Annotated in this window: 14 protein-coding genes and 1 pseudogene; 5 read left to right on the forward strand and 10 right to left on the reverse strand. The window is 47.1% G+C overall.

Annotated features, from left to right (window positions below; all coding sequences use genetic code 11):
- Positions 1-3 precede the first annotated feature (3 nt).
- The 4 genes from ACO6VG_RS19860 to hppD all read right to left on the reverse strand — a co-directional run bounded on the left by ACO6VG_RS19860 (position 4) and on the right by hppD (position 3,969).
- A complete protein-coding gene (locus ACO6VG_RS19860) occupies positions 4-861 on the reverse strand; it encodes a DUF4892 domain-containing protein (protein ID WP_422138076.1) in 858 nt (285 codons plus the stop codon).
- Between the two features lie 76 nt (positions 862-937).
- Entirely contained in the window at positions 938-1,786 is an 849-nt protein-coding gene (locus ACO6VG_RS19865; protein WP_422133914.1) for an alpha/beta fold hydrolase, read from the reverse strand.
- A 199-nt stretch (positions 1,787-1,985) separates the two neighbouring features.
- Positions 1,986-2,903 carry a phenylalanine 4-monooxygenase gene (gene phhA, locus ACO6VG_RS19870; protein WP_422138077.1) on the reverse strand — a complete coding sequence of 306 codons (918 nt, stop codon included), beginning with the start codon at positions 2,901-2,903 and terminating at the stop codon, positions 1,986-1,988.
- Positions 2,881-3,969, reverse strand: a complete 1,089-nt coding sequence (gene hppD, locus ACO6VG_RS19875) for a 4-hydroxyphenylpyruvate dioxygenase (protein WP_422475265.1) — start codon at positions 3,967-3,969, stop codon at positions 2,881-2,883. The genes phhA and hppD overlap by 23 nt, the downstream gene beginning before the upstream one ends.
- A gap of 306 nt (positions 3,970-4,275) precedes the next feature.
- Here hppD and ACO6VG_RS19880 point away from each other — a divergent pair, with 306 nt between their 5' ends.
- The gene (locus tag ACO6VG_RS19880) at positions 4,276-4,743 is read left to right on the forward strand and encodes an Lrp/AsnC family transcriptional regulator (protein ID WP_422410065.1); all 468 of its coding nucleotides are present in this window, start codon (positions 4,276-4,278) and stop codon (positions 4,741-4,743) included.
- 7 nt (positions 4,744-4,750) lie between these two features.
- On the opposite strand, the gene ACO6VG_RS19885 is transcribed toward ACO6VG_RS19880, so the two are convergent.
- From ACO6VG_RS19885 to ACO6VG_RS19895, 3 genes are all read right to left on the reverse strand, one after another.
- Complete coding sequence (locus ACO6VG_RS19885) at positions 4,751-6,232, reverse strand: hypothetical protein (RefSeq protein WP_422475267.1); 1,482 nt, start codon at positions 6,230-6,232, stop codon at positions 4,751-4,753.
- A gap of 508 nt (positions 6,233-6,740) precedes the next feature.
- A complete protein-coding gene (locus ACO6VG_RS19890; RefSeq protein ID WP_422137111.1) occupies positions 6,741-6,920 on the reverse strand; it encodes a type II toxin-antitoxin system RelE/ParE family toxin in 180 nt (59 codons plus the stop codon).
- Between the two features lie 96 nt (positions 6,921-7,016).
- On the reverse strand, positions 7,017-7,307 hold the full coding sequence (locus tag ACO6VG_RS19895; RefSeq protein ID WP_422133919.1) for a type II toxin-antitoxin system RelB/DinJ family antitoxin: 291 nt from the start codon (positions 7,305-7,307) through the stop codon (positions 7,017-7,019).
- 177 nt (positions 7,308-7,484) lie between these two features.
- On the opposite strand from ACO6VG_RS19895, the gene ACO6VG_RS19900 reads away from it, so the two are divergent.
- The gene (locus ACO6VG_RS19900) at positions 7,485-8,147 is read left to right on the forward strand and encodes a hypothetical protein (protein WP_422475269.1); all 663 of its coding nucleotides are present in this window, start codon (positions 7,485-7,487) and stop codon (positions 8,145-8,147) included.
- Here the strand turns inward: ACO6VG_RS19900 and ACO6VG_RS19905 are convergent.
- Positions 8,115-8,282, reverse strand: coding sequence for a type II toxin-antitoxin system RelE/ParE family toxin (locus ACO6VG_RS19905; protein ID WP_422410073.1), 168 nt, complete (start codon positions 8,280-8,282; stop codon positions 8,115-8,117). The genes ACO6VG_RS19900 and ACO6VG_RS19905 overlap by 33 nt on opposite strands.
- A 237-nt stretch (positions 8,283-8,519) precedes the next feature.
- On the opposite strand from ACO6VG_RS19905, the gene ACO6VG_RS19910 reads away from it, so the two are divergent.
- The 3 genes from ACO6VG_RS19910 to ACO6VG_RS19920 all read left to right on the forward strand — a co-directional run bounded on the left by ACO6VG_RS19910 (position 8,520) and on the right by ACO6VG_RS19920 (position 12,760).
- The gene (locus ACO6VG_RS19910) at positions 8,520-9,077 is read left to right on the forward strand and encodes a hypothetical protein (RefSeq protein WP_422133922.1); all 558 of its coding nucleotides are present in this window, start codon (positions 8,520-8,522) and stop codon (positions 9,075-9,077) included.
- Positions 9,078-9,244: 167 nt separating this feature from the next.
- Positions 9,245-11,431 (forward strand): hypothetical protein, encoded by a 2,187-nt coding sequence (locus ACO6VG_RS19915; RefSeq protein WP_422475271.1) that lies wholly within the window; start codon positions 9,245-9,247, stop codon positions 11,429-11,431.
- A 408-nt stretch (positions 11,432-11,839) separates the two neighbouring features.
- Positions 11,840-12,760 (forward strand): hypothetical protein, encoded by a 921-nt coding sequence (locus ACO6VG_RS19920; RefSeq protein WP_422133924.1) that lies wholly within the window; start codon positions 11,840-11,842, stop codon positions 12,758-12,760.
- Positions 12,761-12,999: 239 nt separating this feature from the next.
- On the opposite strand, the gene ACO6VG_RS19925 is transcribed toward ACO6VG_RS19920, so the two are convergent.
- Both ACO6VG_RS19925 and ACO6VG_RS19930 read right to left on the reverse strand, forming a co-directional pair.
- Positions 13,000-14,907: a SurA N-terminal domain-containing protein gene (locus ACO6VG_RS19925; protein WP_422475273.1), complete on the reverse strand. Its 1,908-nt coding sequence runs from the start codon at positions 14,905-14,907 to the stop codon at positions 13,000-13,002.
- 338 nt (positions 14,908-15,245) lie between these two features.
- Positions 15,246-15,524, reverse strand: a pseudogene (locus tag ACO6VG_RS19930) (HU family DNA-binding protein); the annotation flags it as partial.
- Positions 15,525-15,907 lie beyond the last annotated feature (383 nt).

The raw sequence follows: 15,907 nt of genomic DNA on the forward strand, positions 1-15,907 counted from the left end.
ACTCTATTGAAGCAACTGCCAATGCATCATTGCCTCTTCCTGATCTCCAACAATCCACTGAATCCGGAAACGACTGGAGCCAATAGCGTCTTCCCTCAGTCTGGATTGAAGGAGGCTTTTGAATTGTTGCAACCGCCTGCTGAGACTGTCCACCTCAGAGACTCTTTCAGCCGAAGCTGACTCGACCGTAATCAATAAGGCTCTGGTCTGGTTTTCAAAAGCCTTAAGCAGAGACTTGTAGGCTTCTGAACGGGCCAGGGTAGATGAACTGGTCGGCAAGGTGGTCATGACAACCTGGTTATTCCTCACTACTTTTGTTTTGCCTGCAGTGAAGATATCGACCAGGGCGTACTCTCTTTTGTCGCCTCTGCGAACCGTATAGGTCAGATAATAAACGGTCTTGCCATCGACTTGCTTTTCACCCAGAAAATAGGCTTGAGTCTTATCAAGTCCATACAAACGAGCTACATCAAAAACATTATTCGCCCAGAAATTGCTGGCCCCACAGCTGAAACGTTCGCAGCTGTATACAGAGGTGACACCCAGTTTTTCAAACTGATCGGTAAAAAATCGATAGGCTTCGTCACTGCTTTTACCACTGGGCAGCTGGTAGAGTTTTCGATTGAGAGAGCCATCAAGCCACTGCTCTGAATCGGCAGTCACGACACCATTCACCTTTTTCATTGGGCTACTGATGACCGGATAGCTGGTCACCTGCTGTTCGAATTCAAGGTTGAGAGTGGCATTGGGAAACGGGACTATTTCATCAGCAATTAGAGTAGCAGAGGCAATAAGGCCACCTGCCAATGTTAAAGTAAGTGTTCGTCTTAACAAAGAATGAAAAATGGCTATGATTTGCATTTCAATCCCGACCAATGAAGTACCGCTTTTTTATCGGATATAAGTACCTTTCAGGTGCCTGGCCCGCCAGACAGAGTCAAGAACTCATAACAGTGTTCACTATGGTGGCTACAGAATCCGTCTCCCCGTCCATATGAAAGTGGTGGGAGCCTGGCATCGGATAAAACCGGACATTATCAAGACGTTCACGGTATGGCTCAATCAAAGCATCAACATAACCTTCTTTTGCGTAAAGCATGTGTGCATCACAGCTCATCTGTTCTGCAAAGGCCAGCGCCTGATCTTCTGTAAAACGAGTGGGAGAAGGCAACTTCAGACGTGGATCGGTTCGCCAGGTCCAGGCATCACCGTCCTGAAATAACGCTCGCTCCACCAGCAATGCGGAAGAGTCCCGCGATACTGGAAATTGTCCCAGACAACGTACACGAATAGCATGCTCCAAAGAGCGGTAACGATTTACTGGCTTGCCTTTTCGAAAGGATTTTCGTTCCTGAATGTAGGCCGCCAGGGCACTGGGAGTATCTTCAGGTTTTCTGGGCATGGGAAAAAGCCCATCCAGCAAAATCGCTTTCTCAATCCGATCCCCCAGAATGGCTGAAGCCATCACCGAAACAATGGCTCCCATTGAGTGCCCGATTAAACTGAAGGATTCCAAATCCAGGCTATCAGCGATTCCAACCAGATCTTCGACGTAGTGCCAGATGGAATAATCCAGTTCATCGGGTCGATGGGAGGAACGCCCATGTCCGGCCTGATCAATAGCAATCAAACGCACATCTTTCAGAAAGGGAGCCAGAGGAGTAAAACTGGCGGCGTTGTCCAGCCAACCATGCAGGGCAATCAGGGGCTTTCCTTGCGGGTCGCCCCATTCCTGACCGGAGAAGTTCATCCGCCCGATACTGATTTCAATGTCTCTAGGCTCCATAGCTCTCTCTTGTCAGCCTCTCTATCTTCCACGACAGTGTGTCATTATTTTCGCCATAAATTATGGTCAGGAGCCTGTCGGTCTCATCACAAAAGTTTTCAGGCAGTTTTATCCATTCACCGAACAGCCCGAGAATGCCGAAAAATTATCAGGATATTAAAGGTAAAGCAACCAGATCCCCGCACCAGCGACAATAGGCTCAGGCACTCTTGGGGGCGAATTTTGAGGTTAATAGTCCCAGCTTCATGGCTTCATGTACTTTTGCCATCAGATCCATTTCTGTCAGACTGTGTAACTCTGAAAGGGACTGGATAATAAAGTAGACCGGCTGAAGAATATCGATCCGGTAGGGAGTTCTCAAAGCCGTCATCAAATCAAAGGACAGACGCTCAGGATCCTCACTTTCGACAGCGTAGACCGTTTCCCTGAAGCTGGAGAGAATACCTCCTCCATATATTCTCAACCCTTCATCTGTCATGACCAGGCCAAACTCCACGGTCAACCAGTACAGCCTTGCCAGATAAACTCTTTCTTCTTTGCTTGCTCTGAGTCCCAACTGACCATAGGTTTCAGTAAATTTCGCAAAATCGGGGTTCGTCAATAAAGGACAGTGTCCAAATATTTCATGGAAGATATCCGGTTCCTCAAGATAATCCAGCTCTTCACGGGTGCGGATAAAAGTAGCCACCGGAAAACGACGATTGGCCAATAATTCAAAGAAACGGTCAAAGGAGATAAGAGCTGGAACTCTGGCCACCGACCAACCGGTGCATTCAAGCAGCTTCTCACTGATGTCATTGAGCTGAGGGATTTGCTCAGCAGAAAGACCAAGAATCCCCAGCCCCCTGATATACTCGGGACAGGCTCTCTTTTCGACCGCCCAGATCTGACGTTCATAGAGTATTCGCCAGGTTTCATGCTCTTCGGCGGGATACTCGATAAAACCCTTTTCATCAGGCTTTCGGGCTGTATACTGTGTGGGCTTCTTCAATCTGAAATTCCTTTTGCTGTGAAAAAAGCAATCGCCATAGCCATTTTCACAGCCTGGAGGCTGTCCGAAAACAGACAGCCTGATCTGAGAGATGCAAGAAAAGTCATTCTTCCTGCAAAACACCACGACGAATCTGATCCCTCTCCATGCTTTCGAACAGAGCCTTAAAGTTACCCTCTCCGAAACCTTCGTCGCCCTTACGCTGGATGATCTCAAAAAAGATCGGTCCGATGGCGGTTTCGGTAAAGATTTGTAGCAGCAAACCGCCGTCTGAAGTGGGAGCACCATCCATCAGAATAGCTCTGGTTTTCAGGTCTTCAACCACTTCCCCGTGCCATGGCAGACGCTCACCCAGCATTTCGTAGTAAGTATCCGGTGGCGGCGACATAAACTTAACCCCCAAACCCCTCATTCTGTCTACCGCTTCATAAATATTTCCGGCTGTCAGGGCAATATGTTGAATACCCTCGCCCTTGTATTGCTCAAGATATTCTTCTATCTGGCTTTTATCATCAGAAGATTCATTGATGGGAATTCTGACCTTGCCGCAGGGGCTGGTCATGGCCCTGGACTTGAGCCCCGTCAGCTTGCCCTCAATATCAAAGTAGCGAATCTCGCGGAAATTAAAAAGCCTTTCATAAAAACCAGCCCAGTGATCCATGTTGCCACGTGCCACGTTGTGGGTCAGATGATCCAGTATTTCCAGACCGACTTCAGGTTTTTCTGTCTGATCCTGAACAAACTCAAAATCGCTGTCATAAATGGTGCCTGCCGACCCATAACGCTCAACCAGGTAAAGCAAAGCGCCGCCAACACCAACAATGCAGGGGATTTCACGACCATCGACCGAATATTCAGATTCGCCCTGCTCTGCACCCAGACTCAGGGCTCGCTCCAGTGCATACTCAGCGTCTGCCACACGGATACCAAAAGAACAGGCACAGGGACCATGTTTTTCATAGAAACGACGACCAAAACTGCTGGCATCACCATTTACCAGAAGTTGAATGTCGCCTTGTTTGTAAAGAGCAATATCCCTGGTTTTATGATGAGCAGATGCGTGAAAACCGAGGCTTGCGAAGAACTCATGGAGCGCAGCGGGCTCTGCAGAGGCAAACTCTACAAATTCAAAGCCATCAGTCCCCATGGGATTAATATCAGAAACCTTTGCAGAATGGCCAATGCCTTTCATAAATTACCCTCATTTTATGGACGAATTCGGGCTAACTTTCCCTTTAAAGTCCGCTATTCTATCTATCGGCCAACCTTGGCAAATCAGACGTCTATTAGCTTCTTGTTAGTTCAGCTCAAGATTGCCAATAATCTGAAAGGTGTCAGGGAGAAGAACTCACCAACCATAACCAAGCGGTATCGGCCATTGAAAGTGCTGCATTTCCATAGTAAATACAGTATAAAAGGGTGGTCATGCAAAATGGTTGCGACATAAAAAGCAATAAAACAACATCATGCAATTTGATTGCATATCAGGGCCTTGTTCATGATGACTGAATCTCTGGATAAGTACGACGTAAGTCTTCTGGATAGTCTGCAGAAGGAAGATGGAGTCTCTCTGGCAGACTTGGCTAACAAGGTAAACCTGTCCAGCTCCCAATGCTCCAGACGCATTAGCCGCCTGAAAAAGCTGGGCTACATCAGGAAGCAGGTGGCACAACTAAACCCCGAAGCCCTGGGTCTGGATGTCTCGGCTTTTGTCACTGTGACACTGGAAACCCATGGCAAGCACTCTGCTGAAAGTTTTCAGACCTCCATCTTACATATGGATCAGATACTGGAGTGCCACTCGATAACCGGCGATGGAGACTATCTGTTAAAAGTCATGGCAGCCAACAGTCAGGCTCTGAATGAATTTATCATGAAAGAGCTTCTGACCCTGCCCGGCGTCAGTCATGTCAAGACAGCCCTGGCCCTGGCCTCGGTTAAATCCACTACGGCGCTGCCTTTGTGAAACAAATTTACTGACGCACTGCTCTCCAGACCTCCACCAGAGTTTGCGGAACCAGCCCAAGCTCCTTGCTGTTTCCACGCCCTAACCATTTGTCCATGTGTGTGAAGACATAATAATGACCGGCCAAGCCCCAATAGGCTTCTTGAAGCTCAGTCTTGGCATTCATCATTAACGATAACAGCTTCATTAAATCATCGCGCTCATCACCAATAGCATGGTTGTGATGCCCGATTTCAAGAATATCGAAATAAGTGGAGTCACTGATGTTAACAGACTCCCCCTCAAAAAAAGGCTTATATTTGAACAGTCCCCTCAATAAGAATGCCAGGTCTTTATTCCAGTCCGTTGTCCTGGATAACCGATCCATGGCTTCTAAATAGTGCGCCAGGAAAAAAGCATTCCCGGGAGATGATGGAGTACCCGTTTGTAATTCCTGTCCCAGTTGCGTCAATGAATTGTAGAGTTCATAGCTGTGCTGCTTAATGTCATTGGACAGTGTCGATAACAGTATGATGTAGCTCATATCGTGCCAGGCAGACATAGCCGGGCCCGCATAACAGTCGTCAGGTGTCAGAGACGGCTCGCTGAGTTTTGGGTGGAAAAGTGTCACCGGGTGCAGGCCATTTTTGCGAAGCTTATAGAGCGCTTTTATATCGGGCGCGCCGAGAAAAAGAACAGGTTTTTCCGGTGATTGTCCGAAGGTCTCATGATAGAAATGTAATCGATTATGTTCGGCAATATCAGCCCAGACTTTTGCCATGATAGGTATCTGCACCAGGTTTTTTTCTCGATCATAGATAAACGGCTCTGAATTTCTGTCCAAAATCCGAAGCCGGGTTAAAACCGCTGCCGCTTTTTCAGAACCCCCATGAGGGCACCGGTCAACACGCGTTGCTGATTTGAGGAAAGCTTTCCGATAGCGCTCATCAAGGTTAACCTGGACACCCTGAAAAGAGCCATCACTAACAGAATCAAGCTTGCTTATTGATGCAGAACCAAACTGAGCAGCTGGAAGCAACTGGGTGATCCAGGCATTCAAAAGGTTGTCAGTGGTGAGTTGACCGGCAAGGTGAATATGAATGTAGACCAGAAGGTCGAACATTTTTTCCAGCACTGCGTCATCATTTTTGACTTCAGAATTTTCAGTGCCAGAGGCCGGTAATATAAAGTCATTATTGCTGATTTTCTCAACCAGCTGTTCCGCTTCCACGTTTAAAGATTCATCATCAATGATGTCATCACGAAAAACCTTCCAGTCCGAGGCAGGAACATGACAGAACAGGAAATATCTTTGATTATGCTTCAGCCGACTGAGAAAGTCCGGCTCCTGATTGAGACAGCTTGCAGGTTCAACCACCTCATCAGATAAGATCTCCAGACTCAGGCCTGACAGAGGCAGTATCAGTGCCGTTAAAGTAAGAATACATCCGGACAGGAGATGATTTTTTTCACATCGCCACGATGGTCTTGTCATCACATTTACTGACATGGATTGCTCCTCTATACCTTAGGCATTTCATAGAATGTAGTGCATTAGCAAAAATGCTGGGACACATAGGGCCTGAAAATATGGGAAACAGAGTTTTGTGATACCTCAAATGGGCAGGGATATAGATTGAGGACTAACACCCTCACCGTCACCTTCAGAAGAAACCATTCTTACCGGAGGTGAAGGCGGTTACAGCTTTGACGACAACTAGCAGCAAAAAAAAACGGCTGCCCTGGATTCTTTTCCAGACCTGACACTAGAGCCTGATGGCACTTCCCGCCCTGAGACTGCCTGAAGGACTGAGGGATTTTATTCCCGGAACCCGGCTTTATTTCGACTTGTTAGAACAGCTTGGGTATAGCGAAGAGATCAATATCATCCTGCGCACTGATGGCCATAAACCCATCATTCAATCAGCTTGGCAATGGACACCTTCGACAACGCCATATCGATCTCGCTGTCAGAGGTCTGGAGCCGGAACGAAAACGTACGCTAACGGTCATAACCCCTATTTCGACAGTGGCCATTGCTGTGCGGCATGCAAAATGCGAAGTATCCGAATGGTGGTTTCACTTACCTTGTACACAATAATGTAATTTCCCCAAGCCACTAACTCCCTTGTACCTACAACCCGGCCTACCCTGCCAATTTTGGGAAAATCCATAAGCTTTTCAGCTTTGGCCTGAATGTCGTCCTTGAGTCGAGGGGCCGTCTCTAAGTTATCATCGGAGTGTAATCAACAATGGTCAAAAGGTCGTTACGAGCAAGGCCCAACCGCTCCAATTTATGCACGTTGTTTTTTCCTTTCGATCAAGGCTTGGGCTTCATCCATAACCTGGTTATGGGATAAAACATCTTCAGAGTTCAAGGCTTCCTTAACCCGCTCCCGGAACCAGGCATCATGCGCTTCAGGGTCACTGGTAAGGCCGACGGGCAGGCCACCTTCTTTGGTTATCCGGGTCAGCAGGATCCGAACCGCATCAGACAGGGTTAAGCCGAAGTTGGCCAGCTTTTCGGTCGCTTCTGTTTTTAAAGCAGAATCTACACGGACGTGCAACATTGATGTATGAGCCATAACAAATATCCTTTTTAAGTGATGTTTATTTAGTATGTCTCTCAATTGAGAGACAGCCAAGTATTGGGAGCTTCACTATTCCTTTTCTCCTTCGGGCCACGTATTTTACGACTCGTTCCCACGCTCTGAGGGTGTCACAAAACTCTCTCACAAAACTCTCTCCAGCATGGGAACGAGTTGACTCTCGTCATTCCCGACTTCATTCTCGTCATTCCCGACTTCATTCTCGTCATTCCCAACTTCATTCTCGTCATTCCCGCGAAGGCGGGAATCCACACTGACTCACCACCAGAACCATACTGCCCGGTGCCCCCCTGGCCTTGTCATCCCCGAGAAGGCAGAGATCCACCGTTGGCGCTGGATTCCCGCCTTCGCGGGAATGACGACCTCAGAGCACGGGGACGAGCTGTTGGAGTTTTGCGACACCCTCTTTATCTGTGGGAGGATGTCAACGGGTGTTCCAGTACCAGATCATTGACTTGCAGACCTTACCAGAAAAGAAGCCCATTAAAGCATCTGCCGTCAATCTGGCTAAGGGTTGGCGAAGCCGGGCAAATCAAACAATCCTCAACTCCAGCTTTCTCCCCATCACCTGAGCGGCATTCGCCAGTGTTTTCAGATTCAGGCTGGTGCTGTTGGGATCAAGAAGCCGATCCAGTTGTGAACGGCTGGTACCCAGGCGGCGGGCAAAGGTTGATTTGTTGGACTTCTCTTTTTCCAGGTACTCGCTTTATGGCCTCTGCCTGGCATTCGGGCAGCAAGCCCTCTTCTTCCAGGAAGTCGTCGAAACTGCTGCCAATATGGGGATCACTCATCACTACCTCCTTTCTGTTCCCTTAGCACGTCATCACGGCGCGTTTTTGCCAGCTTAAGATCGTTTGTCGGGGTTTTATCCGACTTTTTGATAAAGCCGTGCAGTAACAGCATGCTAGCACCGGCTACTGTATAGAACACTCTGGCAATGGCGGTTTCCACCAGTGTGTACAGAATCGCACTGCTGTGACATGAGAAAATTGTACCCGGAATATACTGCGCTTTGTGGACATTGCACTTTTCGAAGAAATGGTCGCAATACCTTGATGGAGATGACAAATGGAACTATAAATTTGGCAGTTTTTTCCGCTTTATTCAGGCTCTTTTCCGCTTAACAATTGGGACATGACAAATAGCCTGTGTCTCTCTTGATGATTTCAACCCGTCCGGAGAACGGTTATGCAAGAGTACGAAGAAATGATGGGAGAGCTGATCGAGCTTGGCATCAATGCCAACCCCGTAGCACCTTTTTCCTGCTGCATCCTGGACCCCTGCGGCCAGATTCTGGTGACTGCCGCTTATGCCCGGCATATCAGTCCCCTGTTCAGCGCTGAAGGTCTGGCCCTTCATGCATTGGCACAGAACTATCATGTCCGCCGGGATCAGGAGCTGATTCTGCTGACCAATACCGAGCCGGACTGCGCAGCCATGTCGACGATTCTCTGGTGCAATATGCACGATATCAACATTGCCAGAATCGCCTACGGCGCTTCAAGAATCAGCCTCAAAGAACTCTGGGATTGCTCTTTCGGATTCGAAGCCGTCGAAATTCTCGACCGGGCAGGAAAAGACAACAAATACCGGCCTGAGTTGATTGGCCCAATTCTCGAAGATGACTGCCTTGAAGCCTTTAAAGATGCCAGGGCCTTGTCTGATCAGGGTGATCGCCCGGTATTATCACTGGATCTGGACGACTTTTGGATACCAGGTGACTGGATGCTCGAGCTGGAAAACTAATTCTCAATCGGTATACCAATTCCGACCGGAGAGGGAGCGTCCCCCAATAATTGACAAGGGTTTGGCGCATACAAACTGGCTTAACAACTCATGTTTCTCTGGCTTTTTATGATAGGTTAAAGTTTACACAGCCCCCCATCAGCCTCTTCATGGAAGATTAAGCCGGTATGCGGATACCCAGTTTTGTCAGCTCAGTCTATCGCTCTCTGCACAGTGGACTTGGCCGTCTCTCCGGTTTCTGGCTGGGTCATAAGGTCAGGAGTCTGCCCACACAAAATACGCTCCCGACAGTTCAGCCCTTTTCTGCAAAAACCCTGGCACACTGGCAAGTGACTGCCAGAGGTCAGGGAGAGGAACTACTGCAGTTGCGCCACAAAAAGCTCTGGCAGCGTGAACTGAATCAATTTGTAGCGTCTCTGGAACAGCACTATTCGGACTTTTATGCAGACAAAAATCAGCTGCGCAGCAAAGTAGCCTTTGTATTAACAAAGCTTGGAATGGCTTCTGGTCAGGTTAACTCACTGAAGCCTTCAGGATTCTTCGCATCAAAAGTGAATAACAGAAAGCTGTTCCTGCTTGATCGCTATCTCGCCTGTACAGACCCGGTTGAGTTTGGTCGAATCTGGTTAAACGACGGTGGAAAACTTGATCAGGGGTTTGTGTTTCACTGTGTTTATCCTGCCAGAACAGAAGAAGCACCACTTTTTACCAACAATGAGCTCAGCCAGATGGGCTTTATCCATCGGGAAGAAGACAACAGTTACACACTGGTTTCAGTCGATATCACGCTCGACCATATTGAACTGATGGAACGAACCCGCAGGTCCCGACCGGTTAAGGCGCTGGTGTCTGAACAAACAGGCCTGATGACATTACAAAAGCTGGAACACTTCTGTCAGTCCCTGTCGCAACAGGTCGATGAACCTTTGAAGAGTCAGCTTTGTGAACCCTTGGATGAAAACCATTTGATTAACCTGACTCTCCTACCCGGAATTCAGTACTTTGATGGACTAGAGCAGTCCATCAAGCGTTTTGTAAAAGCATTTCAGGCCGGAAAGACCCTGGAGCAGCAACTGCAAGCCGCAGAAACTTCAAATCCCATTCAGCCGGACTTGATAGAGTGCCTTGTGTCGTGGAGTTCAGCCTCCCTGGATGAAAGCACTAAAAAGATGCTGGCAGCAATGTTGTCCGATATTCAACAACAGCAGTTGACTCAGGAGAGACTTAATCATTACATCATGGGACTGCTGATTCAGGCCCCCGAACAAATGAGCATGCAGAGCCAGCTTTTTACCCTTATCGCCCGGCACCTGGCGAATGATCAACCTATCCATGGAATTCAGAACACTCCCTGGCAACAAACATTTCATCAGGATATGACTTTTATTGTACAGAGGGTTGAACGATTCAATAATTCTGATAGAAATTTAAGAAATTTCTACGTTGCAGACATTCCCACATTGCTGGTCCAAGTGGCTTCAGGAACGGAAATTTTTTCCTACGACAAAGGTCTATCACACCTGTTTGCTCTCGTTGAGGAAATACACGATGCCTGTTCAGTACCCAGTGTTTCTTCTGACACCCGCCAAATGATCGGGGAGCCTTCAGAAAAATGGCTGAGCCATATCACAGGCGAATTAACAAAAAGATTACCCGTGGCGTTAAAGTATGGTCTTAACCATGACATGCCTGTTTCCCCGGAATTTCTGGGCATAAAAGAAAACATGACGAAAGAGTGGCAAGTCATTCTGAACAGTATTAACGATTCCGAAGAAATGCTGACCCAATTTGAAAAGGACCGCCCGCGAACAGACTATCAGTTCAAGGTAGCTACCGGCAGCAAAAAGCGAAGAAAGGATCAAACTTTTTCTCGTATCGGACATACGCTGGAAGTCACTCAACTGATGCGTTTTCTTGGCGACATGCGTGCTGCCAGGACTCTGTCAAAACTTTTGACCCAGACTTTTGCTGCTTACCAGACCAAACTTGAGACTTATCGACTGTTTAAGGTGACTCCCTTCCTGCTGAATCCTATGGGCAGGGACGCTGACGATAACCACCAGATAACCGTCACACTACTGGCAGACGGTGACCTTGCCGTTGATTACACAATGATCGCCAGCAAACCACCCTATTCACTGGGAGCAAAAGGTGCCGGGATTATGGGACTGGAAACATATCAAATTTCCGGCAGATCCATTGTTTCCATGAAAGATCTGAAACGGGACATCGTTGCAGCAACAGAACCAGAAGTTACAGTGAAACTGAGCACCAAAAACGGTCAAATAGAATGGTATGTTGATGAAAATACTCAACTGCTTCAGATCCCCTGCCCTCATTTACCGCCAGAATAATAAGCATTTATTAATGGAAATTCAGGTATTTACAATACCTGCTGTGACGCTCTCCGCCTTGTCATGGGAGGTTTCTGACTTCACAGGCTACAGCCAGCCTATAGCGTCTGGACTTATAAAGAAGCCTTCATCAGCAGTAACCGGGTGCCCCTCGGTTTTTTTACGGCAAACGACTGGTGACGTCGGAACCACCGCTTGGTCATAGGCAGGAAATCAGACCGACCGAACTTACCCTGAAAAACCAGAAAAAAGTCAGTAACTGAATATCTGAAACAGGATTAAATGAATATTAAAGTGAGTCTCTTGGAGATAGCAGCCTTTGAGATGTTTTTTCTACAGACTCGTTACGTGACAAAAGACAAAAACGACTCTACCTTAAATGAAATTTCTAATGCATAGGTTGAGTCAATGAAAACAACCACTCACTCTACGATAAAGCTGTTTTATATAATATCGTTTCTCTTGGCTTTAGCCTCTTCCGAGCGTTCTTATTCATTTGAATTTAACTATAGATATTCAACTTCTGAATATAGATATTCAACTTCTGAAACAGGGGCACAACTTACCGTTGTAAGTAATGGCGTTCAAACAACATACCATGGCTGGCGAGCAACAATCAGATCAATTCCAACACTGGCAGGTGTTAGTATTTTAATAGGCGGCACTTTTCTTACCATTGGTGCAGCAACAGCAGTCACAGGTATTTCAATTGCAGCCCTTCCTGTAACTATCCTCTATGGCTGTCGTAGAGGATTTTCCTTAGTATTGCGAGCAACCAGGAATCTAAGGTTCCCGCCACCAGGAGCAAATGCTGAATTAGACGTACCACCAGAATTCAGTGTCAATTCATCATTAGTGGTTCCAATCAATGAAGCTATTCGGATGAACGAGGAGGATTTGTCTATCTTGATTGATAATGTAGAGCAGCAAGACACTTACATTAATAGACAGGAAGACATTGCCAAGATTATTAATTATTCAGGAGCATCATCTACAATTTATTCAACATTCGATCAACTTTCCAGACAAACCAAATCAGCTCAAATAAAAAATTATATTGTATTACTAACAGTAGAAAACAACTCTAAAGAAAACAAACCACGAGGGCTAACCAGGCATGATGTAGATTTAATGCTGTCAAACAGAACATTCCTATATCATGCATCAGAAACTGATTTAATTGAACATAACGAAAGCATTACACATTGCCTGTTGGACAATATCAAGCGTTATTCAATTAATATATCTAAAGAGCAATTCGAAGGCTGCTTTTTATACTTCATGATGAGTGATCATACGGCTAGAATAATTTTTGTACCATTTTCTTAACAAAGTCACCTGGACCAGCTTTGTCTTTTCCGGATGCAATGTCAGACCACAGTCTTTTAAACGTTGTATGACCTGCTCCGACAGATATTCCGCTTTCTGTTTGGTACGAAAATGGATAGTCGCCACTATGCGGACTGGAACAGCGCCAGTTGGCGCTGCGTGCCGTAATCGGCCAGAAAAAATAAACCCCGATAAAAACCGGGGTTTATGGCTGCCATTCGGATTGGGTTAACCTGAGATCACTCTTCTTGTTTAGTGATCTTAACCTTTGCGGTTTCCTTCAGGCTCTTGAGGTACTCGGTAAAGAGGTTACGTCCATTACCGTTAGCGATGTAGCTCGCCATCATTCGATTACTGGCAGTATCTGCCTCGAGTGGCTTACCTTCAACTACTTTACTAAGGGCAACAACAGCGATATCACCATTGGACAATTCGACTGAAGCATAGCTCGACTTCCCGTCTTCAGGATGAGGCATTTTGAAAGATTCAATCAGAAGGGGTTGAGGAACGCCCTGCTCTCTTCTGGCAATCGTCTTGGCCTCAGTCCAGTTCAGACCCTCAGATTCAGCTACCTGCTTAACCGTGTCGCCGGCCACCAGTTTTGCCTGCAGAGCTTCTGCCCTCTTGACCAGCTGCTCTCGTGCTTCTTCAATCTTGAGAGCCTGTACAATGCTGTCCTGCACTTCAGCCATCGGACGCAATTCTGGTTTAAGGTGCTTTTTAACTCTAAGAACCATGGCCTTTTCTGGAGACAGCTCAATCAGTTCACTGTTGGCACCCAGTTCAAGCACATCATCACTGAAGGCAGCTGCAATAACTTTAGCGTTTGAAGTTACATCGGTGCTTCCACCCTGGCGAGTAAAAGGACCTGCCGTCTGGATGGTCAGGCCCAGCTGTTCTGCCGGTTGGGCCAGATCAGATGCTTCGAAGCTGATATCCGCCAGCTTACGGGTTTTTTCCAGATAAATGGTTTCGGCTTCCTGAGCCTTAAGCCCGGTAGCAATTTCATCTTTCAGTTCATCAAAGCTCGGAATGACGGGCTTCTCGCGAGAAGTTAATTTGATGATCTGGACTCCAAAGTCAGTTTCAACTGGCCTTGAAACCTGTCCTGGCTCAAGAGAGGCCACCGTTTCATCAAAAGTATCACCAAAGATGCCTGGTTGAACCTGCCCCATATCACCGCCTTTGGCAGAGGTTACGGGATCGTCCGAGTACTCTTCTGCCAGCCTGGCAAAAGCTTCACCCGCCTTCAGCCTGGACTCTACTTCTGCAGCAATTTTACGAGCTTCTTCCAGTGAGCGCTGATCACCGGTCTGAATCAAAATAGTGGACACTGTTTGTGTATCAGCGGCATTCTCTTCGATGTCCTGGAGTCGACGCTGGTATTCATCTTTGACAGCCTGCTCATCGACTTCAAGATCCTCAACCATGGAAGCCCTATCCATTTCTACGAAACTGATCTCAACCTGCTCTGATGTCATGTACTGATCACGGTGGGCTTCGTAGTAGGATTTAACCTGATCTTCAGTCGGTTCAATACTGTCACGAACTTTTGCAACATCCAGTGTCAGCCAGGTTATCTCACGCTTCTGGCTTTCCAGGGCAGTCAGCCTGTTAATCTCTGACTGGGTGACAAACTCGGAACCTGCAACACCGGTCTGAATTTGCTGCAAAACTGTTTCGTCACTCAAAAGCACACGGAACTGAGCTGGAGACATACCCAAACTGCGGACCATCATCATGAAGCGATCCTGGTCGAATTTACCGTCCTGTTGAAATTCAGGCATACGAACGATCATGGCATCCAGTTCTTTCTGACCTAAACCCATACCACCATTTTTGGCTTCCTGCAGCAGCAGACTGCGATCAATCAGAGATTGAAGAACAGACTCCCTGAGCTGTTTTTCATCAATCAGGGATGGATCAAACTGATCACCCATCTGCTGAATAAGCATTCTTCTCTGTTGCTCCAGCGACTGTGTCAACTGGGCACGGGTGATATCTTCACCGTTAACGCTAGCAACGTTAGGATTATTAGGATTCGGCGCCAGTGTTTCCAGGCCGGTAATCGCCATCATAAAAGCAATGATGCCGACAACAACAAATGTTACCCAGCTCTTTGCCTTATCCCTCATTGATTGGAGCATACTAACCTCAGGTTCCGGGCTCGCTTTAGCTTTATATTCATAGAGACACGAACCTGATGTTCGAGCCCTGTTACGATGACATCACTTACCTCTCTGTAAGCTCTTGAGAATGAGCTCTTGAGACGTAGTGTCAGGTGCTGCTGGTATGACCTTTATCCCCTGACCCGTAAAACGGAGTTTCAGAATTTCAGGCTTCACCAACAAAAAAAGCGCATCTTAAGATGCGCCTTTTCGGAAAGCAGCAAAAAATTAACAGCCTTTTTGAAAACAACTGCAGATTCTTGCCACAGTTCCTTTGTGGTTTGTTGAAGTCTCAGGACTTCATCCCAGGCGCGCTATCAGCTGTTAACCGCATCCTTGAGAGCTTTACCAGCCTTGAAGCTAGGGATCTTGGAAGCAGCAATCTCAATAGGCTCACCGGTTTGAGGGTTACGGCCAGTTCGAGCCGCACGCTCTTTAACAGCGAATGTACCAAAACCAACCAGGACGACCTGTTCACCATCTTTAAGTGCATTGGTGACAGAGTTAATCATGGCGTCCAGGGCACGACCAGCGGCAGCCTTGGGAAGGTCAGCAGATGCCGCAATTGCTTCAATCAGCTCGGACTTGTTCACTCTATTCCCCTTCTTTGTACGATGCTTTTATAGCCAAAAATAGCTATAACCAAAAATAGCTTGTTGGTACTGAAGACAGTCTGACTGCCCCAGATACCATACCTGACGGGTGCTTTGCTATGCTGCGTGATTTTAGCTGAAAACTCAAGCGATAGCGCAGGTTACCCGGTAATTTCTGCCGTTTTCTGCCTAATCTGATCGTATGTTCCAATCAAACAGTTAACAACAGCTCCCCGTTTATTACAGAACGGCCACAACGACTTCGAAATACCCTCTGACTTTCCATCTGAAAGAATTGAACAGGGCAAAAAAGCGAAACAGCATCAAACGAGTTGCAGATTGTATCCGAAACGGATAATTCTCAGGCTCCTAAAACCCACAAGAGC

The sequence above is a fragment of the Endozoicomonas sp. ALB032 genome (genome assembly GCF_049310125.1).
GTDB lineage: Bacteria > Pseudomonadota > Gammaproteobacteria > Pseudomonadales > Endozoicomonadaceae > Endozoicomonas_A.